We start from the raw sequence: 24850 nt of genomic DNA on the forward strand, positions 1-24850 counted from the left end.
CCTCTTTTATATTCTTGGCTTGTCCAAGATTTTTCTATTTCACCTATAATATTTTATGGCTTTAATTAAATCAATCTCTGGCATCAGGGGCACCATTGGTGGTAAACCCGGAGAAGGGCTCACTCCTTTAGATGTTGTCAAGTTTACAGCTGCATATGGCAGCTGGATTATCAGTCACACCAACAATCCCAAAGTAATTATTGGCAGAGATGCAAGGATTTCAGGTGAGATCGTTTCAAAATTAGTCAGCGCTACACTTCAGGGTCTTGGAATTCATGTCATTGACCTTGGCTTGAGCACGACTCCTACTGTAGAATTAGCCGTACCATTGGAAAAAGCCGGTGGAGGAATTATCCTTACCGCCAGTCACAATCCTATTCAATGGAATGCATTGAAGCTTTTGAATGATAAAGGTGAGTTTATTTCAGACTCCGAAGGCAAAGCAATCTTGGAATCTGCCGAAAAGGAAGATTTTTCGTTTGCAGAAGTCAGAAAATTAGGAGCTTACACTAAGATAGATGATTATATAGATCGTCATGTCCAACATGTCTTGGGTTTGAACCTGGTAGATGTAGAGGCTATCAAGGCCAGGAATTTCAAAGTTGTCATTGACTGTGTCAATTCTACAGGAGGCATTGCATTGCCCAAGCTCCTTAGAGCTCTGGGTGTAGAGGAAATCGAAGAAATGTATTGTACTCCCGATGGGCAATTTCCACATAATCCCGAGCCACTTCCAGAGAACCTTAGAGATATTTCAGACAAACTCGCCAAGGGAAAATTTGACCTTGGAATAGTAGTGGATCCGGATGTAGACAGGTTATGCTTTATGAATGAAGATGGTAGCCCATTTGGAGAAGAATATACACTGGTAGCGGTAGCGGATTATATACTTTCACAAACTCCTGGCAACACTGTTTCCAACTTGAGCTCTACTAGAGCCCTAAGAGATGTTACCGAAAAAAGAGGCGGTCAGTATCAAGCTGCTGCTGTAGGTGAGGTCAACGTGGTGAACAAGATGAAGGAGACCAATGCGATCATTGGAGGAGAAGGCAATGGGGGAGTGATATATCCAGAATCCCATTATGGAAGAGATGCTTTGGTAGGTATAGGATTATTTTTGACCCATTTGGCAAAATTTGGGAAAAGCATATCCAGGCTTAGGGCTACTTATCCTGGATACTATATATCTAAGAACAAAATAGAACTTACACCTGATATCGATGTCGATGCTGTCTTAGAAGCAATCAAAAATAAATACAGCAAACAGCCAATCAATACTATAGATGGGGTCAAAATTGAGTTTGATAAGGAGTGGGTTCACTTGAGAAAATCCAATACAGAGCCTATTATCAGGATTTATTCTGAATCTGAATCTCAGGCTACGGCAGAACATTTGGCCAATAAAATCATCATGGATATTAAAGAAGTGATTACTGGATCATAATTAGCCGGTAAAAAAACCAAAAAAATTCTGAAGATTTCAACCCAATTACTTGAAGAATGAGAGTTTACTTTGACAATGCTGCCACTACAGCTATGGATGATCGGGTGATCGAAGCCATGATTCCATATATGAAAGAACATTATGGTAACCCTTCTTCGGTCCACAGTCACGGAAGGGAAGTCCGCACAGCTATAGAAAGGGCAAGAAAAAAAGTAGCAGAACTGCTAAATGCTAGCCCTTCTGAGATTTTTTTTACTTCGGGAGGGACAGAAGCTGACAATACGGCTATTGTGTGTGGCATTGATACCCACGGCATTCAGCATGCCATCACATCTCCAATTGAGCACCATGCAGTGCTTCACACTTTAGAGCATTGTGCCAAAAAAGGGAAAATCAAACTCAGCATGGTCAATGTCAATGAAATGGGTGAAATTGACCAACAGCACTTGGAGTCACTTTTAAAAGAGAATCCCAATTCATTGGTGTCGCTGATGCATGCCAACAATGAAATAGGCAATATCAATGACCTCAAAGCCATAGGTTCTCTGGCAAAGGAGTATGGGGCGTTTTTTCATTCTGACACAGTACAGACCATGGGCCATTATACTCATGATCTCAAAACTCTCCCTGTAGATTCAATAGTAGCTGGAGGCCACAAATTTCATGGACCAAAGGGTTCTGGGTTTTTATATGTAAAAAAAGACAAAAAAATCCACCCTTTCATTTTTGGAGGAGCTCAGGAAAGAAACATGCGTGGAGGGACTGAAAATGTGATTGGTATTGTAGGTATTACCAAAGCTTTGGAACTTGCATATGAGGATATGCATGGTCACAGAACACATATTGAAGCACTCAAAAAACACTTTATATCCAGTCTTAAGCAGCAATTTCCGGAAGTAAGATTCAATGGTCATTCGGCGGATATGGAAAAGAGCCTCTACACAGTCCTAAATGTAAGCTTACCTCATTCTGAAGATAATTCAGGGATGTTGCTTTTCAATTTGGATTTGAATGGAATTTCGGCTTCGGGCGGTTCGGCGTGCAGTAGTGGAGCCACGGTGGGTTCCCATGTGTTGAGAACACTTAAGGCTGATCCAAATCGAGAGTCTGTACGTTTTTCATTCAGCAGGTTCAATACTATCGAAGATGTGGACTATACAGTAGAAAAACTCAAAGAACTGTACGGAGTAACAGTCTAGTAAAATAAATAAGAAGCCGGTCAATGACCGGTTTTTTTGTGGCATCGACATCGGGACGCCTAAAATATTAATTGAAAATGAACTATTAAAAAACTTCCCCTTACCCAGAAAAACAAACTAAATATTTGATTTTAAAAGATTAATCAGGTAGTTTTCATAAACTAAAAAATTATGAGAAATACTGTTTTAATCCTTTCCTTACTTTTTTTCTTTGCTTGTAAGCCTTCTGATAAATCTAAGCAGCGGAACGGGGAATTGACTTTTGAAGTGCAGATAGATACGGTGATGGTCGATGCCAAGGATGAAATACTGATGGCCGGCACCAACTTGTATATGTCCGATCTTAGTGCGGATAAGCAATACCTTTACAAGTTTGATGACAAGCAGTATTTATTGGAAATGATAGACTTGGATAACTTGGAGTTAGTTCGAAAAATCCAATTTGAAAAAGATGGTCCAACTGGTTTGGGCACCTACCTAAACTTCTTTACCTACATATCCGAGGATGAATATGCTTTTTCAAGTTTCATGAACAGTTTGATAGTTAACGAAAGAGGCGAAAGAAGCTGGGAGTTCAACTTAAGAAATCAAAAATTTGAAGGAGAGCAATTGGAGGAAGGTGAGAATTTATCTCCCGGATATACCTTTACAAAGGGGAAAGACGAATTTTACACCCGTATTTCTAAGCACCCAAATCATAGCAACTTCATTGCCAAGGTAAATACAATTGATAATACCGTAAAGAGGATTGAAATCCCACAATTTGAAAAACTTAAAGACTTCCAAATTCATATGGAAATGGAAGGCCGTGGTATGATGACCTTACATTCTTCCATCCACCTTCAGCCTTGGAATGATGACTTGATCATCACCAATAATATTTTCAATGAGGTCATCATTTACAAGTCCAAGGAGGATACTGTGATTGCGAGAAAATTTGAAAGTAAACTCACACCAAATAGCAAAACTGCCAATTTTAAAACATTGGTTACCTCTCAGGAAGAAATGGGTGCTGAATACAGCAAAATGAAAAGCCAAATAGAGTTTGGCCCCTTTTTGTTTGATGAGTCTAGTAATCGATATTACAGACTGTCCGATATATCCAAATTGAATCCTGAAGGTGAATTTGAAAAGTCGGATGTATTCTTGACGGTATTTGATCAAGACCTACAAATGATAGGAGAGACCAAAATCAAGGAGTATGTAAAATCACCTTCCAACTCTTGTTTTGCCAAAGATGGTGCTATCTGGCTGCATGAAAATGTAGATGATGAGTTGGGTTTTATCAGGATTAAGGTTATGGAAGCTTCCTAGATATTCATCTCTATAGCCTTTTTTACCAATTCAACTGCCGTGCTTACGCCAAGTTTGGCATGAATCTTTTTCCGGTGTGCTTCTACCGTGTGCTGACTGAGACTTAGGTCGTCGGCAATCTCTTTGTTCATTTTGCCATCTTTGATCAGTTTGATTATTTCCAATTCTCTTCGGGAGAGCTTAAACTTTTCTTTGAAATGGTCAGGGTATCCATCAGGTTCATTCTGGAAAAGTACCTTCTTGTAATCCAGCACATATGCACCTTCAAAAACCTCCCTTATTGTATAAATCAATTCATCTGGGTCTGAACCTTTTAGGACATATGCATTTGCTCCGCTCTTGACGGCCTTATCGTAAATAACCTGATCGTCATACATGGAGAGAACAATAATTTTGGCATGCGGAGCAAAATCTTTGATGCTGGAAATTACATTCATTCCATCCATTTTGGGCATGTTCATATCCGTAATGATAATGTCAACGGATTTTTTCTTGACAAACTCCACTAAGTCTTTTCCATTATGAAATAGCGCGATGACTTTAAAGTCTTCTTCTTCTTCCAAAAGGCCTTTAATACCTCTTGCAAACATTTTATGGTCGTCAGCTAGCGCTATTTTTATCATGGGTTAAACGGGGTGAATTCTCTATGAAGGTAAAGATATGACCTCATTTAGGCAAATAAAGTGTGATGAGCGTACCTTTTTCAAGTTCCGATGCAATTTCGATCTCCCCTCCAATGGTTTCCATTCTCTTTTTCAGGTTAGTCATCCCCAAACCGGTACTTTCGATACTGGTATCGAATCCGGCTCCATCATCCTGAATTGTAACCACACTTTTTTCACCGGAATTATCGATTTCAATACTTATCATATCTGGTGCAGCATGCTTCAAGGCATTGTTTAAAGTTTCCTGCAGAATCCGGATGAGGATGAGTTTGTGGTCCTTTTCTAATTCAAGAGCATCGCCTTTATGCGAAAAGTTAACCTTGCAATACCCTGAATTTTCGACTTTCTGCAGTTCCCTTTTGATGAATTCTTCTATGCTGATGGCTTCGACCCAGTCTAAATTTAATGATTTAGAAAGTCCTCTAACTTCTTTGATAACCTCATTTATGATTGACTTTCCTTCCGAAATCGACGTAGGCTTGGAGCTGCTGAGGTTGATTTTAGCCAAGGATAACATCTGCCCGATATTGTCATGAAGTTCACGACCTACATTGGCCAAAGTTTCTTCACGTATTTCCTTTTCTGCATTGAGAAGGGTGTTTTCATAACTGGCCTCAAGTGCAAGGACTTTTTGCCGATTTTCCAGCTGCCTTTGTCTATGAAAGATGACCATGATGATAATGAAAGATACCATCAACAGCATCAGGAAAAATCCCAGCAGTATGATCACAAATAAATCTGAACCGGTATTGTCCATTTAATTTATTTTGAGGATATGGTTGAGTGAGTATAAATTTTGTGTTTAACAGCAAACAATATACCTCAATACACCGAAAAACGCATATTAAAACTTTATCAAATGCATTTCATTTTATTTAAATAGACAGATACCTGTGTCCGATCAAAAAGATTTAGGGAAAAAGAAAAACTTTAGGTTAATCGGGAATGCTTCGAGTTTTGAAAAATATTGGAGCATAAAATGCAAGTCCCATGATCAGGTACATCAGGATACTGAGGCCTCGTATCAAATTATAAATCTTGTACACAAGCTCATAATTTTCAGGATTTACTAGTGGAATGGATGCAAAAAACATCAAGGAGCATGAATAAAAAAACATGACTACCGTGACAATCCAAAATGATGGGACTGCCACTATTTTTACGTCTTGGAATTTGTCTTCTTTGATTATGGAGTAGAAGTAACCTATACAGTATATAATTAATATGATAGCGGAAGGTATAAAAGAATAGGTCTGGAAAGAAGAATTGATCGGTTGAAAGAAAAGCGAATTGATCAAAGCCCAAACCATCAATACCAATCCCGAAACAAGTATGCTTTGCCTTACTTTTTTAAGACTGAAGTTGAGATAAAAAAAATAGAGCAAAAGCAAACTTTCAGCATGAACAAACAAAAGATTATGGAAGATTGAACTGTTCTGGGAGTTTAGAATAGAGTAGGCACCATAAGTTTCTAGAACGGCCACCATCACAATGATTCCAAAAATCAGCCTATGGTATTTTTTACTTTGTGTATTTACCACAAAAAAAGCCGGAATACTTAGCAATACAGCCAGCCAAATCAATCCGGGATAGATATATAAAATCAAATCTCAGTAGGTGGTGGTTGGCAAAAAGGAGGGCAAAGCGTGCCTCCGTTTTCATAGATTTCTTCCTCTTGGACATCCACAATTCCCTGTCTGGTTCGATTGGCAGGAGTCAGGGCTAAAGAAAGCATACCAATGTAATTTTCTCGGTCTTCTCTGTCCTTTGGCAAGATGTCCAGGTTTTCTTTGGTGTACACACCCAAGTACATTTTGATTCCTCCCGTTTTTGGATCAGTCATTTTGAGCAATTTCTCTAGGGTCTCCCTATCAAAGTAGATCCAGTCCGTTTCACTTTCGATAGGTTTACCATCTGGTCCTTTGGCTTTTTCACCTTTTTGTAGTGAATCCCTATAGGCTGACACAAAACTTTTAAATTGTCTGTTGTCCATTTTAGTTTAAATTGTAAGATTTTTTTCAAATTACCAATTTATCATAATGATGGATGTAAATTTTAAAGTAATTAATTAGAAATAAGTATCGGATCACTTTTGAATACCAGTGGCGCATAAAATGCTAAACCCATGATAAGGTACATAATGCACCCAAGGACTCTGATTAGAAAGTTCAATTGGATAACAAGTGCGAGATCCATTCCATCTAAGAAAAAACTGAACGATATAAAGTAAAAAAAGGAGCAGGCATAAAAAAACATAAAAAATGAAATGATCCAAAATTCAGGAACAGCAAGCAAGTTTTGGTTTTCGTATTTGTTTTTGAAGAATATTCCGAAAAAAAAATAGAAACAAAGCGCTATCAAAAGAAAACTCCCAAAGGCCAAAGAATAGTGATGAAATTCACCTAAAGCTTGGAAAAAGAGAAAATTACTGAAACTCCAAACCATGAACGCTGTCCACAGTAGCAATACCAGCATTTTCTCTTTTTTATCTTGAAACGCCTGAGAAAAGAAATAAAATTTAAGTGATAAGCCAATTAATACATAACCTATATTATAAACAATGGTGTTGTTTTGACCTGAAAGTCTCAAGTATTGGCCATACCATTCTACTAAGGCTGTTAGCGCCAAAATAAGGAAAATGACAACATGTTTTTTTTTGTTTTGATCATCACTACCAAAAAATTTTGGAATGCTAAGCAGCACAGCAAGAATGATCAAGACATTGTACCAAGAAAACAGTTCCATGGGAGCGTTTATGGTTTACAAATTGGAGGACAAACATTTCCTGCATTTAAAGGACTGATTCCTCCATCACTTCTCTGGGATTTTAGGTCTTTTTCTGAATCAACAAGAGTATCTGAATAAATATCTTCAAATTCTTCCTTCGTTTTATTACAGGCTACCAATGCCAGAGAAACTTTACCAACATAGTCATGTTTTTCTCTCATTTCTTTGGGTAGCATGTTGATGTTTTTTTTGTCATACTGACCCAGATAGATTTTGATACCACCTTCTTTGGGGTCAGTCATATCCAATATTTGCTGTATGGATTCCCTGTCAAACCAGACCCAATCAGATTGTTCATCTATTGCTCTACCTTTGCCATTTTTGGCTTTGACACTTTTTTTGGCGGCCTTTTGGTATGCCTTTCTGAATGCTTCAAGTTCTTCTCTAGTCATGTTAGTGGAATTTGGACATAAATTAATAAAGTAAATGAATTTATACTATCAGGAAAATGTGTGGCTGTTTTTTTTTGGATTAAGCAAATTGGGAAGATCTGGGAAAATAAAGGCAAAGCCAAAGATAAAATACATCAAACCTGCCATCATTTTGTTAAGCATAGACACAATAATTACATTTTCCATTATTACTGACGGGAAGAAATTGTATGTTCCAAATAGAACAAGGGCTTCTAGGTAAAAGAATAGGATGGTACAGGCGATCCAAAAATGAGGAATTACTAAGAGACTTCTTTGGGAATAGATTTCCAAATTCAGGAGTTGGTACAATAGACGAATGGATAATATCATCAAAAATAAACCAAATGGCAAAAGGGAGAAAAACTGAATGGCTCCGAACAAGGGTTCAAAAAACAGTGAGTTTATGACACCCCAAATCAAAAGAAGCACACTTATTTTAACGACTCTTTTGCGCCAAATCAAATTCCTTTCCAGGGAATAGAAATAGGCAATCAATAAATATGATTCCAAATAGATCCATCCCAAGTTGTAAATGAGAGTATTGTTGATGCCTTTTCTGGCAGTGTATAAACCCGCAAGTTCCATAATCAATACCACAACCAAAGTAAAGGTGATGATATTGATTTGCTTCCTGTAAGCAGACTTGTTACGAGACCTAAGCACCAAAATCAGTAAAAGACTGAGGCCAATTATAAAATGATAAAAACTAGGCAAAGTGTTGATTAATTTAGATTTCGAAAAGTAGAAGAAAAATCTAAATCAAAAAATACCCTGTACAGGGTATTTTTGAAGCAAAATGACACAAAAAAAGGAGTTGAATCGCTTCAACTCCCCTTTTTATGTATGATTTTTGAATTTATGCTGTTTTTTTGCTCGGTGAAACTGGCGAAGCATTTTCAGCCTCTAGCTCTTTTTTCATCAAATCTACTACAATTGGTGTAGCGATATAAATAGATGAATAAGTACCTACCAATACACCAATAAGCAATGCGAATGAGAATCCTCTCAAGACTTCACCACCGAATATCAATAGCACCAATACCACAATCAAAGTAGTGGCAGAAGTGATCAGTGTTCTTGCCATAGTTTGGTTGATGGCATCATTGAACATTTTCACCAACTTGGATGTACCTCTATTACTGATATTTTCCCTGATTCTATCAAATACAATCACGGTATCGTTGATGGAGTAACCTACTACTGTTAAGACCGCAGCGATAAATACCTGGTCAATTTCGAAAGTGGCTCCCAACGCAGTGGCGATGGCAAATGCAGCAATCACAAAGAATACGTCATGCACCAAAGCGATTATAGAACCTAAGGAGAACTGCCATTTACGGAATCTCAACAAGATGTAAAGGAAGATTGCAACAATCGCAAAGAACATAGCATTAAGAGATGAACTTTTGATATCATCCGCTACAGTAGCACCTACTTTTGAAGAGCCTGTGATCGCAAATTGATTCTCAGAAAGGTTTTCTGCATCTGTGGTATATGTCAAACTAAATAGGGAAGCGATTCCTTCTCTTACTTTTGTCTCCACCTCAGTGTTTGATGCATCATCGTCTTCATTGATGAGGTAAGAAGTTGTTACTTTCATGATGTTATTGGCACCATAAGTTTTTACTTCCACCGATCCGTCAAATTCCCCATCCAATCCAGTCTTAAGTTCAGAGGCGGATACAGGTTCTGCAAATTCAACAATATAAGACCTACCTCCGGTGAAATCTACACCAAACTTGAGTCCACTTATTGCCGCTATGGCAAGTCCTACAACAATAATTGAAGTAGAAATCAAGTAAGCAACTTTTCTTTTGCTCAGGAAGTCAATGTTAAGTTCACTAAGTACATTTCTTGCGATTGGAGTTTCGAAAGACACATTGCTCTTTTCTCCTTTAGCAGTCATCCAGCTTACAATCACTCTGGTAATAAATACCGCAGAGAAGAAAGACGAAGCAATACCGATCATCAATACAATCGCGAATCCTTTTACAGGTCCCTGACCCAGTGCGTAAAGGATGGCACCTGTAAGGAAAGTCGTAACGTTGGAGTCAAGGATGGCAGAGAAGGCTTTGTTGTAACCTTGATTGATGGCTACAAGCAAACCAGCGCCATTTCTGAGTTCTTCTTTGATCCTTTCAAATATCAGGACATTCGCATCAATCGACATACCAATTGTCAATACAATACCGGCAATACCAGGTAGCGTAAGTGCAGCTCCAAGCTGGGCTAGGATACCCAAGATAAAGAAGATGTTGAACACCAATGCCGCAATAGCAACCAAACCGCCTTTTGCATAGTAGGCAACTATAAACAATACTACCAAAGTAAGACCTGCAATCATTGAGATCAGACCTTGATTCAAGGCTTCTTTACCTAAGGTTGGGCCGATAATGGCTTCTTCTACGATTTTGGTTGGTGCAGGAAGGGAACCGGACTTCAGGATATTGGCCAAATCTTTGGCTTCCTCGATAGAGAAATTACCAGTGATTTCAGATTGTCCTGATGGAATCTCACTCTGTACCACAGGTGCTGTATATACATAGTCATCTAGGACTACAGCGATTCTTTTACCGATACTCTCGGAGGTTAATTTTCTCCATCTTCTCGCGCCTTCTGCATTCATCTGCATGCTGACAGCTGGTCTGGAAGTCTGATCCAAGGTCTGTCTGGCATCTGTAATCACATCACCTTCTAGAGGTGCTTGATCACTTGCTCTGTTGTACCTGATTCCAAATAGCTCCAACAACTCCATGTTGCCTTCGGTAATTGGCTTAACTGACCAAAGGAATTTCACATTTCTTGGAAGAAGGGATTTGACATCTTCTCTGGCCAAGATACGGTTGATGGTAACGGTATCTCTCACTTCATAGACTAGTCCCTGATTGGATCTTGTCAATGAGAATATTGGAGAAACTTCAGAAGAAAAATCATCAGAACCGGATTCTTCGGCCAATTGTCTTTCCAATTCGGAGGCCAATTCCTCTTCTTCGGTCATTTCTTCTTCATCCTGATCATCAGTGGCAGGGCTTTCTTGACTGGCAGATTTTTGCTCTGCTACCAAAAGACTGTTGACAGACTCAAGTTCGCTTAAGTAGTCCTGAATTTCAGCTACTTCCCAGAATTGAAGTTTTGCAACACCTTGTAACAAGTTTCTTACCCTTTCAGGATTGTCTACACCCGGAAGTTCGATCTGAATTCTTCCTGAACCTTGTATCCTTTGGATGTTCGGTTGTGATGTTCCAAATCTATCAACCCTTGTTCTTAGGATATTGAAAGAACGCTCAATTGCATTTTCAATCTCTCCGTCAATAATGTCAAGGATTTCAGAATCTGAAGATTCCAAAGAGATACGCCCACGGTTAGCGGCAGTAGCGAAAACCTCACTCAATTTTCTGTTGGAAGCAGCTTGTTGCCACTGTGAATAGAAAATATTCACAAATTTATCATTTGTGGTTTTGGCAGCTTCTGTAGCACGATCCAAGGCTGTATTGAAAGCCGGGTCTTTAGAGTTTCCTGATAGACCTTTCAAAATCTCAACAGGAGAAACCTCCAAGGTCACGTGCATACCACCTTGGAGATCAAGTCCAAGGCCCAACTCTGTTTCTTTGATTTCTTTGTAGGTGAATTTGGCACCTAGAAAATTGTACACTGGTTCTCTATAAATAGAGTCTAGGTACGCTTGCTTTTTGGCAAAGTCTACATTGCCTACCTCATCTGTGGCATAATCCACAGCTTTTTGGTTGAAATTGTTCGATACAAATGTAAATGACAAATAATACAGGCAAAGCGCTGTAATAATCACAGTCAAAAACACTACGACACCTTTGTTACGCATAGTAATTATGAATTTATAAGTTATTTACTGATTGATTTGACCAATGAAAATTGGCCTGAAAGCGGAGAAAAAAAAAGATCAGGGTGCATTGGGAGAAATAATCCTTTCGAGGAGGATTTCCCAATAGGGTAGGTTTACAGGTAGGGACAAGGCCGGACCTGAAACGTTTATTTTTTCAATTTTAAGATTTTCATATATCAGGTAAAAAATCTGCTGACCGACTACTGTCACAAATGGCACTACTGCATCGACGGCAACATTTAAAAAAGTCTGACTTTCAGAATTATCACTTTGATCCTCTGAATAATCCTTTTGCTCTGAGTTGGTCTCAGGGTTAGGAGTTTGGACATATTCAGCACCAGTGACCAACATGCAAAATGCAAGCACCAGGATCAAGCTGACCCTTTGCTTCCAGATGTTGATATGTTGCTGACTTTTGTTCATGGGTCGCAAATATATAGCAAATAGTATTGAGATGGAAAGAATTCTTGTAAAAACAAGTTAAATACCTGTTATTCTATAAGTTAGGGGCATTCTCAGTCTTGTCTCTGAGGTAAACTCTTATTACATCGAGGGCTCTTTCGAAATTTCTGTTATTGGGGACAATGATGTCAGCATCATGCTTGAATGGCTCTATGTACTTTTCATAAGTGGGCATAACGTGCATTTCATAGCGATAAAGCACATCGTCCAGGTCATAGCCTCTTTCTACCTTATCTCTGACAATTCTCCTTTTGAGTTTGATGTATTCTTTGGCATCTATAAAAATCTTCAAATCCAGTAAATCTGCCAATTCTGGATAATATAACACAAAAATACCCTCTACGACTACCACAGGGGCTGGAGCAAACTCCAGTGTTTTGGGCTTTTTGTTGGGGTTGTTGAAAGTATACTCCTGCCTATAGACCGTTTCTCCATTCCCGATTTTCCGGATATCGTCCGCATACTGTTCAAAATCTATAGAATTCGGTGTATCAAAATTGTGAACTCCCTTCTCGTCAATTGGTTGCAGGTGTCTCGGTCTGTAATAATTGTCCTGAGATATCAGACAAACCTGTCCAGGTTCGAATGTGTGTAATAATTTATCCAAAAAAAGTGTTTTTCCTGAGGCACTGCCACCGGTAATTCCTACAATAAAGGGCTTCTTCATGGGGGACAAAAATAGGGATTATTTTAGAAACCTTACCAATTCCTTTACAGCCTTACCTCTATGACTGATTTCATTTTTCTCCTCTAAGCTTAGTTCTGCAAAGGTTTTTCCGAAGCCATTCGGTCTGAAGATCGGGTCATATCCAAAGCCTCCTTTTCCAGTTCTTTCATGTAAAATCTCTCCTTCAGCAATTCCAGCAAAGCTGCTTTCCTTACCACTTTGAATTAAAGCTATTACTGTTTTGAACCTTGCATTTCTATTCTGTTGCCCCTTCAATTTACTCAAGAGAAGGTCAATATTCCTTTCGTCACTCCTAGGTTCTCCTGCAAATCTGCCTGAATACACTCCTGGAGCGCCATCAAGCGCATCTACTTCAAGTCCCGTATCATCTGCAAAACAGTCTACGCCATAATGGTCAAAGACGTGACGGGCTTTTTGGAAGGCATTGTGTTCTAGGGTGTCACCTGTCTCGGGTAATTCTTCATGACAACCTATTTCTGACAAGGAAACGATAGTGAACTCAGGGCCAAGGGCTGATTTTACCTCCTCTATTTTCTTGAGGTTATTGGTAGCAAAGCAAATTTTCATAGTTTGTAAATATGATCAAAAAGCTCAAGAAATAAAAAATCCCCCATTTAAGGTGGGGGATCTATAATCTGGGTTACTTCTTACTAGGTAAGTAGAATCAGGAGCAGCAGTATGATGATGATTGCACCTACCGATAGGTAAAATCCGCCACCAATTTCACGGGTTTCTTTCTTAAGCTCTCGGAGTTCATCCCGCATTTCCTTTCTTTCTTCTTTGCTCATGTCAGAGAAACCTGAGGATTTAATCTCTTCTACCCTATTTTCGATCTCTACCAGTCTCGTCTGTTGTTCTTCAGTAAGTTCCGGTTTTTCTTTTTTAGGGGTTTTTGCCGTGGTAGCTGGCACAAAGGCAGCCATCAAAAACATTACCGACAAAAAATACACTAACTTTTTCATAAGGTATTTATTTAGGTGAATGAAATATTAAAATATATATTGACTGTAAACCAACAATTAGACCAAACTCTATCCTCCCCTGTTTCAAATAATATAGGTTTTGGAAAATATGAAGATCTCTCTTCCATATCCTTTTCATTATTATTTGTAATTTAGCCATCCTTCGAAAATGCTTTTTTCGATTGCATTTTAATTTTCCATTCCTTCTAAAAATCAACCTATGTCCTCCAAAGGAGATAAAAAATTATTCCTTCTAGATGCAATGGCACTGATATACAGGGCGCATTTTGCATTTTCCAAGAATCCAAGAATCAATACCAAAGGCCTGAATACAGGTATAATGTTGGGTTTTACCAATACACTTCTTGAAGTGCTTGAAAAAGAAAAGCCCAGTCATATAGCTGTAGTCTTCGATACAAAAGCACCGACTTTTAGACATATTCAATTTGAAGCATACAAGGCCAATAGGCAAGAACAGCCTGAAGATATAGAAATTGGTATTCCTTGGGTCAAACAAATAGTGGAGGCTTTCAATATTCCCGTCTTGGAATTGGATGGTTTTGAGGCGGATGATATTATTGGCACCATCGCTAAAAAAGCAGAGAGGACGAGTTTTGTGGTGTATATGATGACCCCTGACAAAGATTATGGACAGTTAGTAGAGGACCACATTTACCTCTATAAGCCTGCATTCATGGGGAACGGTGTGGACATAATGGGGCCAAAGGAGGTCTGTGCCAAATGGGATATTGAAAATGCAGATCAAGTCAGGGATATATTAGGACTGATGGGTGATGCTGTTGATAATATACCTGGCATTCCCGGAATAGGAGAGAAAACAGCCGTCAAGTTGCTCAAGGCATATGGCACTATAGAGGAAATGCTCCAGCATACAGATGACCTTAAGGGCAAGCAAAAAGAAAATGTAGTAAATTTTGCACAGCAAGGTCTACTTTCTAAAGAATTGGCTACTATAAAGATAGATGTGCCGGTTGATTTCGATGAAAAATCACTGCGCTATGATGGACCTGATGAAGAAAAACTGAAGGCACTTTTTGCAGAACTTGAATTCAGGACCCTCACACAGAGGGTATTTGGGGAAAAAATGAAAAAACCCCAATTGAAGGTTTCAGAGCAATTGGGCTTGTTTACAGGCGAAGCTGAAGTCGAGGCTGAAGATACACCGGAAGAAGCGCCCATTCCAGCACCTTTGTTGAACGATAGTATTTTGACTACTGCCCATGACTACCATAAGGTGGATGGAGAAAAGGATATATTGGAACTGATAGCTTACTTAGAGCGTCAGGATGAGTTTTGTTTTGATACTGAAACTACCGCATTGAATCCCAATGAAGCCGAACTTGTGGGTTTGTCATTTTCTTATGTAGCGGGAGAAGCTTTTTATATTCCTTTTCCAGAAGATCAGGAAGAAGCAAAGAAAAAACTGGAGCTGTTTAGGGCTGTCTTTGAAAATGAAAACATTACCAAAATAGGTCAAAATGTGAAATATGATCTTTTGGTACTGAAAAACTATGGGATGGATGTACGTGGTAAGCTGTATGATACCATGTTGGCACACTACCTCATCGAGCCTGAAGGCAAGCATTCTATGGACTGGCTCGCCCAACAATACCTCAATTATAAGCCGGTGTCTATCGAGTCTTTGATTGGGAAAAAAGGGAAAAATCAAGGTAACATGCGGGATGTAGATGTGGACGAAGTGGTAGCGTATGCCTCAGAAGATGCTGACATTACACTTAAGTTGAAGCAAAAGCTTGACCCATTGGTCAAAGAAAATGGCGTGGAAAAGCTCCTTCATGAAGTCGAAAATCCACTCATTTCTGTTTTGACCGAAATGGAGTTTGAAGGTGTAAGGATAGATACCGAAAGCTTGGCGGAAATGTCCAAGGAATTGGAAAAAGAGAGCCTGGAAATCGAGAAAAGGGTATATGAACTGGCGGGTCAGGAATTCAACCTTTCCTCTCCTAAGCAATTGGGAGAAATTCTTTTTGTGAAACTGGACCTAGATCCCAAAGCTAAAAAAACCAAAACAGGTCAGTTTGCCACCGGTGAAGAAGTACTGAGTAAAATGGCTGCTGAACATGAAATCGCAAGGGTAATCTTGGAATATAGGCAGATTGTCAAGCTGAAATCAACTTACGTCGATGCCCTCCCTACCATGATCAATCCTAAGACGGGAAGGGTGCACACTACCTATAACCAATTTGTAGCGGCTACGGGTAGGCTTTCTTCAATCAATCCCAATTTACAAAATATCCCTATTCGTACCGAAAGGGGGAGAGAAATACGAAAGGCATTTGTTCCAAGGGATGAAAACCATGTGCTATTGGCGGCTGATTATTCCCAGATTGAGTTGAGGATCATGGCAGCCTTCTCCAAAGACGAATCTATGATCGAAGCGTTCAAAAACGGAAGAGATATCCATGCCACCACAGCAGCTAAAATATTCCAAGTGCCATTGGATGAGGTGACTTCAGATATGAGAAGGAAAGCCAAAACAGCCAATTTTGGAATTATCTATGGTATATCCGCTTTTGGGCTTTCTCAGCGGCTGAGTATCCCTCGGTCAGAGGCGAAGGAAATCATTGATGCCTATTTCAAAGAATTCCCGGCTGTCAAATCCTACATGGATGATTGTATTGAAAAAGCAAGGAAGAACGAATTTGTAGAGACCCTCTTAGGAAGAAGGAGATACCTGAGGGATATCAATAGCCGAAACCAAACGATGCGTGGTTTTGCTGAAAGAAATGCAATCAATGCACCTATTCAAGGATCTGCAGCGGATATGATCAAAATAGCCATGATCAATGTGCATCAGTGGATGAAAAAAGAGAAACTCAAGTCAAAAATGATCCTTCAGGTTCATGATGAATTGGTTTTTGATGCAGTAAAAGAGGAGGTAGAATTGCTTCAAAGAGAAATCCCAAAATTGATGTCAGCAGCTGTTAAGCTAGAAGTTCCCGTAGTAGTGGAAACCGGCGTAGGCAAAGATTGGCTTGAAGCGCATTAATCAAACTTGTATTTTATATCTAACCTTGCCTTGATATAATTTATAGAGGATGTTAGACCTGACAGGTTTATTGACTAGAAAAGCTTTATAAAAACTCTCTGGGCTTTAAAAACCTGTCAGGTTTCCATTCTCGAATATTACTTGATCAAGCAGGACTTTATCCTTATTCAATGAAAATTTACCTAATTTCTATCATCTAAACGCTCGCTTCTTGCTTCTCAACAATGGCTAAAATAAAGACTACATTTTTTTGTCAAAACTGCGGTGCCCAAAGCCCCAAATGGATCGGTAAATGCCCCTCATGTGGGGAGTGGAACACCTATGTAGAAGAAGTTATTCAAAAGGAAGAATCCGGATTGGGTACTTGGAAAACAGGTCAGCAGAAAGAAAAGAGGACAAATAAGCCGAAGAAACTCTCGGAAATTGATTTCAGCCAATCGCCACGTACTGAAACCTTCGATTCGGAATTGGACAGGGTGCTGGGAGGAGGTATTGTACCGGGGTCCTTGGTGCTGATAGGCGGTGAACCTGGAATAGGTAAATCGACCCTGATGCTTCAGATTGCACTTACTTTGTCCAAAATCAAGGTCCTCTATGTATCAGGGGAAGAGAGCGAGTCTCAGATCAAAATGAGGGCTGAAAGGATGAAGGTACATTCTGACAATTGCTATGTGCTTTCTGAGACCAATACCCAGCAGATATTTGAGCAGATTGAAATTTTGCAACCGGATGTGCTGGTCATTGACTCCATTCAAACCCTACATAGCAGGCATGTAGAATCGGCGGCGGGTTCGGTGTCTCAGGTCAGAGAATGCACTGCAGAGCTAATGCGCTTTGCTAAAGAGACTGCCACGCCGGTTTTTTTGATCGGCCATATTACCAAAGACGGCTCGATTGCAGGGCCAAAAGTATTGGAGCACATGGTGGACACAGTGTTGCAGTTTGAAGGTGACAGACATTTGGCCTATAGGATATTGAGAACCTCCAAAAACCGTTTTGGCAGTACAAATGAGCTTGGGATTTATGAAATGCGGGCAGATGGACTCAGACCGGTGGCAAACCCTTCTGAGATATTGCTGACCCAAAGGGAAGAACAGCTAAACGGTGTGGCGATTGGGGCTATGATGGAAGGGAACAGGCCGCTATTGATAGAGATCCAATCGCTTGTCAGTCCAGCAACTTATGGTACTCCGCAGCGTAGCAGCACGGGTTTTGACGCGAAGAGACTCAATATGCTTCTGGCCGTACTGGAAAAAAGAGGTGGTATGCGTCTTGGTCAGCAAGATGTGTTTCTCAATGTTGCTGGAGGTATCAAGGTAGATGATCCCGCGCTGGACTTGACGGTCTGCGCCTCATTGTTGTCTTCTTATGAAGACCAGGCAGTAGCGGATGATGTTTGTTTTGCGGGTGAAGTTGGTTTGGGAGGTGAAATAAGAGCGGTGCACCGCATCGAAAACAGGATTGCAGAAGCGGAAAAGCTAGGCTTCAAAAGGATTGTAGTCTCCAAATATGCTGTTAGAGGACTTGATTTGAAAAAGTATAAAATTCAGGTAGTGGCTGTAAGCAAGTTAGAAGAAATGTACCAAGGACTTTTTACATCTTGATTCGATATGAAGGTTTTCCAAAAACATATAAGACTCAAACCTTATCCACGGGGATTTCATTTGATCACAGACATCATTGTAGATGAATTTCCTGAAATCAGGCAAATAAAAAAGGGCATGCTTCAGGTATTTATCCAGCATAGCTCTGCAGGTTTGACTATCAATGAGAATGCTGATCCTACTGTCAGGAAAGATTTCGAAACTTTTGTCAATGATTTGGTCCCTGAAGATTATCGAAAATTCATTCATACCTATGAAGGTTCTGATGATATGCCTGCACATATCAAAAGCAGCTTGTTTGGAGCGAGTATACAGGTACCTGTAACGAATGGCAAAATGTCCATGGGCATATGGCAGGGAATTTATCTCTGTGAATTTAGAGACCATGGAGGGAGCAGAAATTTGGTCTTAACACTCTTCGGAGAATAGTTATTTTAATTATTGATTAAATAACAACAGCTTCTTTGAAATATTCTCAAACATAAAATATTTACCTCTGATATAAATCCATTAAACATAATAAAGCACTTTTTTCACATTTGGTTTGAAAAAGGTCAGGATGAGGTTATTTGCGTTTTTGTGTTTCTTTTGTATCAGTGCATCTGTTTTTGCTCAGGTTGGGAAGATAAATCTTGATGGGATCGTTGCCAGAAAGATTGATTACCCGATCACTTTGGATGGTGAACTGAACGAGGAAATTTGGCTCGAAGAAGAGGGCTGGGCAGAGGATTTTACACAATTTTTTCCTTCGGATTCATCACTTGCTAATGCCCAAAGCAAGGTTAAAATCGCTTTCGATGAGAAGTTCCTATATATTGCCGCTGTCATGTATAATCTCGGCCCAAGAGATGAGTACGTGTCGACCTCATTAAGAAGAGATTATCGTGGGGAACAAAACGATGGAATTTCATTCATCTTTGACACCTTTAATGACAATACAAACGCATTTCAGTTTGGGGTAAACCCCTATGGTGTCCAAAGAGAGTCTTTGATAGCAAATGGAGGTATGATACCGTCAGACCTTAATTTGGCTTGGGATAATAAATGGTATTCCAACGCCAAGATTTACGAAGATTACTGGGTGGTAGAAGCCGCAATTCCTTTTTCAACACTTCGCTACAATGATGGAAGCGTCAATTGGAACGTCAATTTTTATAGGATTGATTCTAAATATAATGAGCGAAGTTCTTGGACACCTATTCCCAGAAACTTCTCCATAATTTCTCTCGCTTTTTCCAGAAAATTGATGTTTGAGCAACCTTTGAAAAAGGAAACTGCCAACATTTCAATAATTCCATATGCCGCAATGGCGACAGATCGGGATTTTCTTGCAGGTACCAGTAATCCTGCCAAACCAACATTTGGAGGTGATGCTAAAATCGGAATGGGGCCGGCTTTGAACCTTGATTTGACTATTAACCCTGATTTTTCTCAAGTAGAAGTGGACCAACAGGTAACCAACCTGGATAGGTTTGAGATTTTCTTTCCAGAGCAAAGGCAGTTTTTTCTAGAAAACGCTGATCTTTTTGCAGACTTTGGGACTTTGGGGATCCGCCCTTTTTTCTCCAGAAGAATAGGTGTAGCAAGGGATGAGAGAACCGGACAAAATGTACAAAATCAGATCCTTTTTGGTAGTCGGCTTTCGGGTAAACTCAACGAAGATTGGCGTGTAGGTTTGATGAATATGCAGACTGCAACTGATCCTGAGTTGGGTATAACGGGTAAAAACTACTCAGTAGCGGCCTTACAAAAGAAGGTTTTTTCGAGGTCGAATGTGGGGATCATTATGGTCAACCAAGAGACTATGAACCCTGAAGGTGGGTTTCCTGTGATAGATCGTGACAAATACAACAGGCTTGCAGGCATAGATTACAATTTGGCTTCTGCGGACAATAGGTGGACAGGTAAATTTTTCTATCACAAGACCTTTGAAGCAGATCAGAAAGATAATACAGGCGCACTGCATGCACAGTTGAATTATAATGACCTGCACCTAATGGCCAGCGCATCTTATTCAGATGTACAGGAGAATTTTAATCCAGAGGTCGGATTCACGCCAAGAAGAGATTATAAAAGAGCTGCTTTTAGGTTTGGTTATCAGTTTTTCCCAAGATCAAAAATCATCAATAGACATGGTCCAATTCTGGAATCAGAGACATTGTGGAATCCGGAATTAGGGGTGACAGACGAACTTCATATTCTGAGCTATAGGATTCAGTTTCAGTCGCTTTCTACCTTGACCTTCCTTGCAAATAACCGCTACACGTACCTGTTTTTCGGCTTTGATCCTACGCGTACTGGTGGAGAGCCACTTGCTTCGGGAACTGATTACAGGAATACTTTTTACTCTGTTCAGTATTTTGGAAACGCCAGAAAACCTTTCTTCGTGACTGCAAGAGGTGATATTGGAGAATATTTTAATGGGGATATCAGAACCTTGCAAGGGGCTATGAACTGGAGATTGGGTTATTTGGCCAATATATCCATGAATTTTAGCTACAATAATATCAGACTTCCAGAACCGCAAAACGATGCTGATCTTTTCCTTATCGGTCCCAGAATTGACCTAACCTTTTCCAAAAGCCTGTTTTGGACTACTTTTTTCCAATACAATAATCAGATTGACAATATCAATATCAACACCAGATTGCAGTGGAGGTATGCACCTGTCTCTGATTTATTTGTGGTTTATACTGACAATTACTTCCCGGGTTCTTTTATTCCCAAACAAAGGGCTTTGGTCATGAAGCTTAATTATTGGCTGAATATTTAATCCAGCTGGTTTTTGGCAAACTCCATAAACATATAAATAATCGGGGCAAAGAGTAACAGAGGAAAAGCGATCACAAACCATTTTGGGATGCCTGTACCGAATCCTGAACCGCTATGGAATGAAAAATATTCTATCAAAATGAATATCAGTATCAGGTTAAACTTAATCCACCTCCATAATTTTGCGTTGATTTTTACCAAGGTTTCCACTTTATCCGGTTGATTCTGGACAGTATATTCCGAGATCCGTGGCTTTTGGTTATAAAGCGTAATTCCTAAGAATAAAATCGTGGCAATGATGGGGATAGAATAAGTCATGTTGCTGGCCCAATACTCACTGGGGTTGTCAAAAAAATTGTAGTCGTCTGCTACAGCTTCTGCACCGACATGCTGAAAATAATAAGTCATTACCCAAAGCCAGATAAGTGAAGCGTAACCCAATATTTCTATTACCATTCCCCAAAAGCCCATTTTGGGTCTCTTTTCTAAATCGTCAATCGTTTCTTGTGGAAGTATATTTGCCATTTTTTCTTTTGCAAAGTAGTAGATACTGTGATTATACATAGACTGTAAGTGTTAATTTGGTACCTCTACAGTATTCTTTCCCCCACCAAACACCAAAGTACCTTCCTTGGTTTCAACTTCCTTGTTATTGAGAAGCGCCTTTCCTTTTTTATCACCTGGGATTTTGAATTTTATTTCCCAATCTCCGGATTTTTGAATGATTTCTGCTTTTAGGATACCATCCTTCACTTCATAGATGATACTCAATTCATTGTCGCCGATTTCTACGTTTTCTATTTTTGCCTCATTCCAACCTGTAGGCAAAGAAGGAGAAATATTTATTACTTTATTGGCTGCATCAGGCTGAATTCCAAAAAACTGGGTGACTATTGGGACTGCATAAGAGTACAAGTTCCATGCTTGCGCCATCATCCCATAGTCAGGAGATACTTCATAGATAGATCCCGGCAAAGCATAACTAAAAGACCTTGTCATTCGCTTGAGGTAATCTAAGGCTTCGTCAGGCCTTCCATAATTATTTTCAGCTACAGCTTGTACACCTGTAGGAAGCGTCATGACTGCGCCGGTATAAGAGAATACTTTACTGCCTGCAAATGAGCCGTCTTCATACTCCGAGGCGTCATCTCTATCAATTCCTGTTACAAACACACCAAAAGGATTGACAAAACCTTTGCCTTTATCCAAGGCTTTAATGGCTTTGTCCTGGTCTGCAATCCCCATCTCCATAGGGGTGTTGACTACCCAGTTGTGAAACATTACAAAACCTCTCTTTTGGTTTCGTGGATAAGTCTGTACTTTTTTCTTTGTTGCCTGCAGCTCTTCTACAGCCCAAGGTTTGTTAAGTGTATCAGCCCGCACGATAGCAGCATCTATCATTTTCAAAGCTTCCGCAGTAGTGCCTATAAAGTCAGCATATGAGTTGAATTCGGCCACCCAAAACTCATCATTGATTTTTTGCTTCAGTTCAGAAGCAAGGCTTCTGTATTTGTCTTTGGTTTCAGCATCTTCTAAAACTTCAGCCATTTGGGAGACATCATCAAATGCCTTCTGTGTGTAGACAGCCACATCTATCATTTCCGATTCAAGACCATGGATCTCCATCATACCATAGCCATCTGGGAAGAGGTTTCCATCCTCATCATTTTCTTCCATAAGCCAATCCATGCCTTGGAGGATAAATGGATAGTACTTTTCCAAAAACGCCCTGTCGCCAGTCCACTGGTAAACCCACCAGATCAAAGAGGCAAATTGAGGAGTTTCATTGATATTTCCAGGGTTGAAAATGACACCATTTGTACTTACCTCATGTATCACTTGCCCATTTCCGTTGCTTTCGGAAAGTTTGTGGATAAGTTCTATGGTGCTGTACACCAAGTCTTTTCTACCTGTAGCGATTGCGCCTTTTAAGGTATATTCATTGTCTACGCCAAACCACCAAGGATAGTCAGGCATTCCTGCCCCGAGTCCCCGCCCGATTTCAGGCACTTCCCGTACTAACCATTCTGTATTGTATTTAACCCATTCAAAGGCCTTCTCCAATTCCTTGTCAGGAATAGTGACTTTTGATTTATCAGCGATTTTTCGATAATGGGTGATTTTATCTTTCAGGTAGTTGTCAGCGTATTCATGAAGCAAGTCATAAGTCTTCTCCAGCTCATTTTGTGATTTATATGAACCTGCGATGTAAAAAGTGATTACTTCTGATTTTTCTGGTGCAATCGTAAGATCATAGGAAAGTTTACCAGCTTTGCCTTTTCCTTGGGGGTTGTAATTGCATGTAGAAGAAGGTTCTTCACTGTGCTTCGTAGGTCTGCCAGACCCAAAAAGCACATACCATTCATTACCCGCATCCTTACCCCGCCAGGCCTGTCTTTTGTCATCAAACTCCAAGTTATCCACAGAGTCAATCATGCCTACACGCTCTCCTAGCCAGACAGGCAAAAGGTCAGTATGGCCTGTAAATTCAAATTGGATAGATTTGCGCGACTTATCCACATTTTTTATTTCAAATTCAATAACCATCCCCTCTCTTCCATCTGGTACAAATTGAAATCTTTCTATGTGCAAACCTGGAACCTGAGAATTGAAAATATGCTTATTTGCAATTGGGTAGTTGATAAATTCGTCCGCTTTATTAAGGCAATAGTAGTTATTATCTGATGTGATGGCTACCGTAAAACCATCCATAAGTTTGATTGGGTGGTTCCAAATTCCTCCCATTTCCCCTTCTACATGAAAACCCAAATCCGGGAATGTTCCATCCTGATGTCCTACCATATACAGCCTGTCTCCAGCTGTCACATATGGTGAACCTAAGTATTCTTCATTTCCACTTATACCTTCAACGTCCTTGAGCAATTCTGTAAAAGGCTTCTTTGAAGCTTCATTCTGGCATGAAAAAAAGATTGTAGCTCCTAATAGTATAGATAAGGGTCTCAACATCATGTGCAAATCAATAAATGATGACAAAGTAAATTTAACCGTTTTTTCAATTCTTGTCCTAATCAATCCGGTCTCGGAGTAGTGTCGATTGGAGTTATCAACACCTCAATAGGATTTGACTCAATGCTTGTCCCGTCTTCAAAGTCCATAAACATGACTAATCTATGGATGCCTTGCAATTCAGGGTTTCTATTGAACACAAAGTAATACCTGCTGAAATTAGACTCATTTACAAAGCTGTTGATGAAATCTTGCTTTTCGATAAAATTCCTTGCATCAAAGGTAAATGCGCTGATCGTGAAAAGGTCTTCTCCTGCAGGGTGAGATGAAACAAAGCCTTGATTACTAAGTAGGCGGATATTTGTGACTTTATTATTGATTTCAAATTTCGGAAAACAATCGTCATCGTTGTTGGGAGTTGATGAAAACACCTTGTTCATGTTCATCTGTACAGCAAGATTATTTACTGTAAGCTCGGACTCATTGCTCCAATTCAATTCATTGAGGTCTTCAAGATTCAGTATTTTCGGAGTGATAGATACTGATTGAATGTCATATTTTGTTTCAGAGCACTCACTATCACAAGATGTGTTGACCACGAGGGTAGAAATCAAGAATGCGATTAATAGAAATGGTAACTTAGTTGACTTCATAGGTATTTAATTTGTCACGAAGATAGGACT

22 protein-coding genes are annotated in these 24850 nt (G+C 39.7%); 7 read left to right on the forward strand and 15 right to left on the reverse strand.

The window, feature by feature from the left end:
* The first annotated feature begins 55 nt into the window (after positions 1 to 55).
* From glmM to CLW00_RS05425, 3 genes are all read left to right on the forward strand, one after another.
* Positions 56 to 1444 (forward strand): phosphoglucosamine mutase, encoded by a 1389-nt coding sequence (gene glmM, locus CLW00_RS05415; RefSeq protein ID WP_106132620.1) that lies wholly within the window; start codon positions 56 to 58, stop codon positions 1442 to 1444.
* A gap of 56 nt (positions 1445 to 1500) precedes the next feature.
* On the forward strand, positions 1501 to 2643 hold the full coding sequence (locus CLW00_RS05420; RefSeq protein ID WP_106132621.1) for a cysteine desulfurase family protein: 1143 nt from the start codon (positions 1501 to 1503) through the stop codon (positions 2641 to 2643).
* Positions 2644 to 2814: 171 nt separating this feature from the next.
* Positions 2815 to 3957, forward strand: coding sequence for a DUF4221 family protein (locus CLW00_RS05425; protein ID WP_106132622.1), 1143 nt, complete (start codon positions 2815 to 2817; stop codon positions 3955 to 3957).
* On the opposite strand, the gene CLW00_RS05430 is transcribed toward CLW00_RS05425, so the two are convergent.
* The 12 genes from CLW00_RS05430 to CLW00_RS05485 all read right to left on the reverse strand — a co-directional run bounded on the left by CLW00_RS05430 (position 3954) and on the right by CLW00_RS05485 (position 13793).
* Positions 3954 to 4580: a response regulator gene (locus CLW00_RS05430; RefSeq protein ID WP_106132623.1), complete on the reverse strand. Its 627-nt coding sequence runs from the start codon at positions 4578 to 4580 to the stop codon at positions 3954 to 3956. The genes CLW00_RS05425 and CLW00_RS05430 overlap by 4 nt on opposite strands.
* 43 nt (positions 4581 to 4623) lie before the next feature.
* The gene (locus CLW00_RS05435; RefSeq protein WP_106132624.1) at positions 4624 to 5379 is read right to left on the reverse strand and encodes a sensor histidine kinase; all 756 of its coding nucleotides are present in this window, start codon (positions 5377 to 5379) and stop codon (positions 4624 to 4626) included.
* Positions 5380 to 5557: 178 nt separating this feature from the next.
* Positions 5558 to 6229, reverse strand: coding sequence for a hypothetical protein (locus tag CLW00_RS05440; RefSeq protein WP_106132625.1), 672 nt, complete (start codon positions 6227 to 6229; stop codon positions 5558 to 5560).
* Positions 6226 to 6615 (reverse strand): hypothetical protein, encoded by a 390-nt coding sequence (locus tag CLW00_RS05445; protein WP_106132626.1) that lies wholly within the window; start codon positions 6613 to 6615, stop codon positions 6226 to 6228. The genes CLW00_RS05440 and CLW00_RS05445 overlap by 4 nt, the downstream gene beginning before the upstream one ends.
* A 71-nt stretch (positions 6616 to 6686) precedes the next feature.
* Positions 6687 to 7367 (reverse strand): hypothetical protein, encoded by a 681-nt coding sequence (locus tag CLW00_RS05450; protein ID WP_106132627.1) that lies wholly within the window; start codon positions 7365 to 7367, stop codon positions 6687 to 6689.
* An 8-nt stretch (positions 7368 to 7375) separates the two neighbouring features.
* The gene (locus tag CLW00_RS05455; RefSeq protein ID WP_106132628.1) at positions 7376 to 7801 is read right to left on the reverse strand and encodes a hypothetical protein; all 426 of its coding nucleotides are present in this window, start codon (positions 7799 to 7801) and stop codon (positions 7376 to 7378) included.
* A 48-nt stretch (positions 7802 to 7849) separates the two neighbouring features.
* Positions 7850 to 8536 (reverse strand): hypothetical protein, encoded by a 687-nt coding sequence (locus CLW00_RS05460; protein ID WP_106132629.1) that lies wholly within the window; start codon positions 8534 to 8536, stop codon positions 7850 to 7852.
* A gap of 142 nt (positions 8537 to 8678) precedes the next feature.
* On the reverse strand, positions 8679 to 11660 hold the full coding sequence (secDF, locus tag CLW00_RS05465; protein WP_106132630.1) for a protein translocase subunit SecDF: 2982 nt from the start codon (positions 11658 to 11660) through the stop codon (positions 8679 to 8681).
* Between the two features lie 78 nt (positions 11661 to 11738).
* Positions 11739 to 12104, reverse strand: coding sequence for a hypothetical protein (locus CLW00_RS05470; RefSeq protein ID WP_106132631.1), 366 nt, complete (start codon positions 12102 to 12104; stop codon positions 11739 to 11741).
* 73 nt (positions 12105 to 12177) lie between these two features.
* Complete coding sequence (udk, locus tag CLW00_RS05475) at positions 12178 to 12810, reverse strand: uridine kinase (protein ID WP_106132632.1); 633 nt, start codon at positions 12808 to 12810, stop codon at positions 12178 to 12180.
* Positions 12811 to 12828: 18 nt separating this feature from the next.
* Positions 12829 to 13398 carry a non-canonical purine NTP diphosphatase gene (locus CLW00_RS05480; RefSeq protein ID WP_106132633.1) on the reverse strand — a complete coding sequence of 190 codons (570 nt, stop codon included), beginning with the start codon at positions 13396 to 13398 and terminating at the stop codon, positions 12829 to 12831.
* A gap of 83 nt (positions 13399 to 13481) precedes the next feature.
* Positions 13482 to 13793 (reverse strand): hypothetical protein, encoded by a 312-nt coding sequence (locus CLW00_RS05485; protein WP_106132634.1) that lies wholly within the window; start codon positions 13791 to 13793, stop codon positions 13482 to 13484.
* 220 nt (positions 13794 to 14013) lie between these two features.
* Between CLW00_RS05485 and polA the strand changes: the two genes are divergently transcribed.
* From polA to CLW00_RS05505, 4 genes are all read left to right on the forward strand, one after another.
* A complete protein-coding gene (polA, locus tag CLW00_RS05490) occupies positions 14014 to 16824 on the forward strand; it encodes a DNA polymerase I (RefSeq protein WP_106132635.1) in 2811 nt (936 codons plus the stop codon).
* A 224-nt stretch (positions 16825 to 17048) separates the two neighbouring features.
* The gene (radA, locus tag CLW00_RS05495; RefSeq protein ID WP_106132636.1) at positions 17049 to 18428 is read left to right on the forward strand and encodes a DNA repair protein RadA; all 1380 of its coding nucleotides are present in this window, start codon (positions 17049 to 17051) and stop codon (positions 18426 to 18428) included.
* A gap of 6 nt (positions 18429 to 18434) precedes the next feature.
* The gene (locus tag CLW00_RS05500) at positions 18435 to 18857 is read left to right on the forward strand and encodes a secondary thiamine-phosphate synthase enzyme YjbQ (protein ID WP_106132637.1); all 423 of its coding nucleotides are present in this window, start codon (positions 18435 to 18437) and stop codon (positions 18855 to 18857) included.
* Positions 18858 to 18987: 130 nt separating this feature from the next.
* Positions 18988 to 21201 carry a DUF5916 domain-containing protein gene (locus CLW00_RS05505; RefSeq protein WP_106132638.1) on the forward strand — a complete coding sequence of 738 codons (2214 nt, stop codon included), beginning with the start codon at positions 18988 to 18990 and terminating at the stop codon, positions 21199 to 21201.
* Here the strand turns inward: CLW00_RS05505 and CLW00_RS05510 are convergent.
* Genes CLW00_RS05510 through CLW00_RS05520 form a run of 3 tightly spaced genes read right to left on the reverse strand, consistent with a single transcriptional unit; the run spans position 21198 to position 24820 of the window.
* Complete coding sequence (locus CLW00_RS05510; protein WP_245917174.1) at positions 21198 to 21764, reverse strand: hypothetical protein; 567 nt, start codon at positions 21762 to 21764, stop codon at positions 21198 to 21200. The two genes, CLW00_RS05505 and CLW00_RS05510, sit on opposite strands and share 4 nt — an antisense overlap.
* A gap of 12 nt (positions 21765 to 21776) precedes the next feature.
* Positions 21777 to 24194 carry an alpha-L-rhamnosidase-related protein gene (locus tag CLW00_RS05515; RefSeq protein ID WP_245917175.1) on the reverse strand — a complete coding sequence of 806 codons (2418 nt, stop codon included), beginning with the start codon at positions 24192 to 24194 and terminating at the stop codon, positions 21777 to 21779.
* A 35-nt stretch (positions 24195 to 24229) separates the two neighbouring features.
* On the reverse strand, positions 24230 to 24820 hold the full coding sequence (locus CLW00_RS05520) for a DUF5034 domain-containing protein (RefSeq protein WP_146131370.1): 591 nt from the start codon (positions 24818 to 24820) through the stop codon (positions 24230 to 24232).
* Positions 24821 to 24850 lie beyond the last annotated feature (30 nt).

Origin of the sequence: Mongoliibacter ruber, from assembly GCF_003003005.1 — a bacterium.
Lineage (GTDB): Bacteria > Bacteroidota > Bacteroidia > Cytophagales > Cyclobacteriaceae > Mongoliibacter > Mongoliibacter ruber.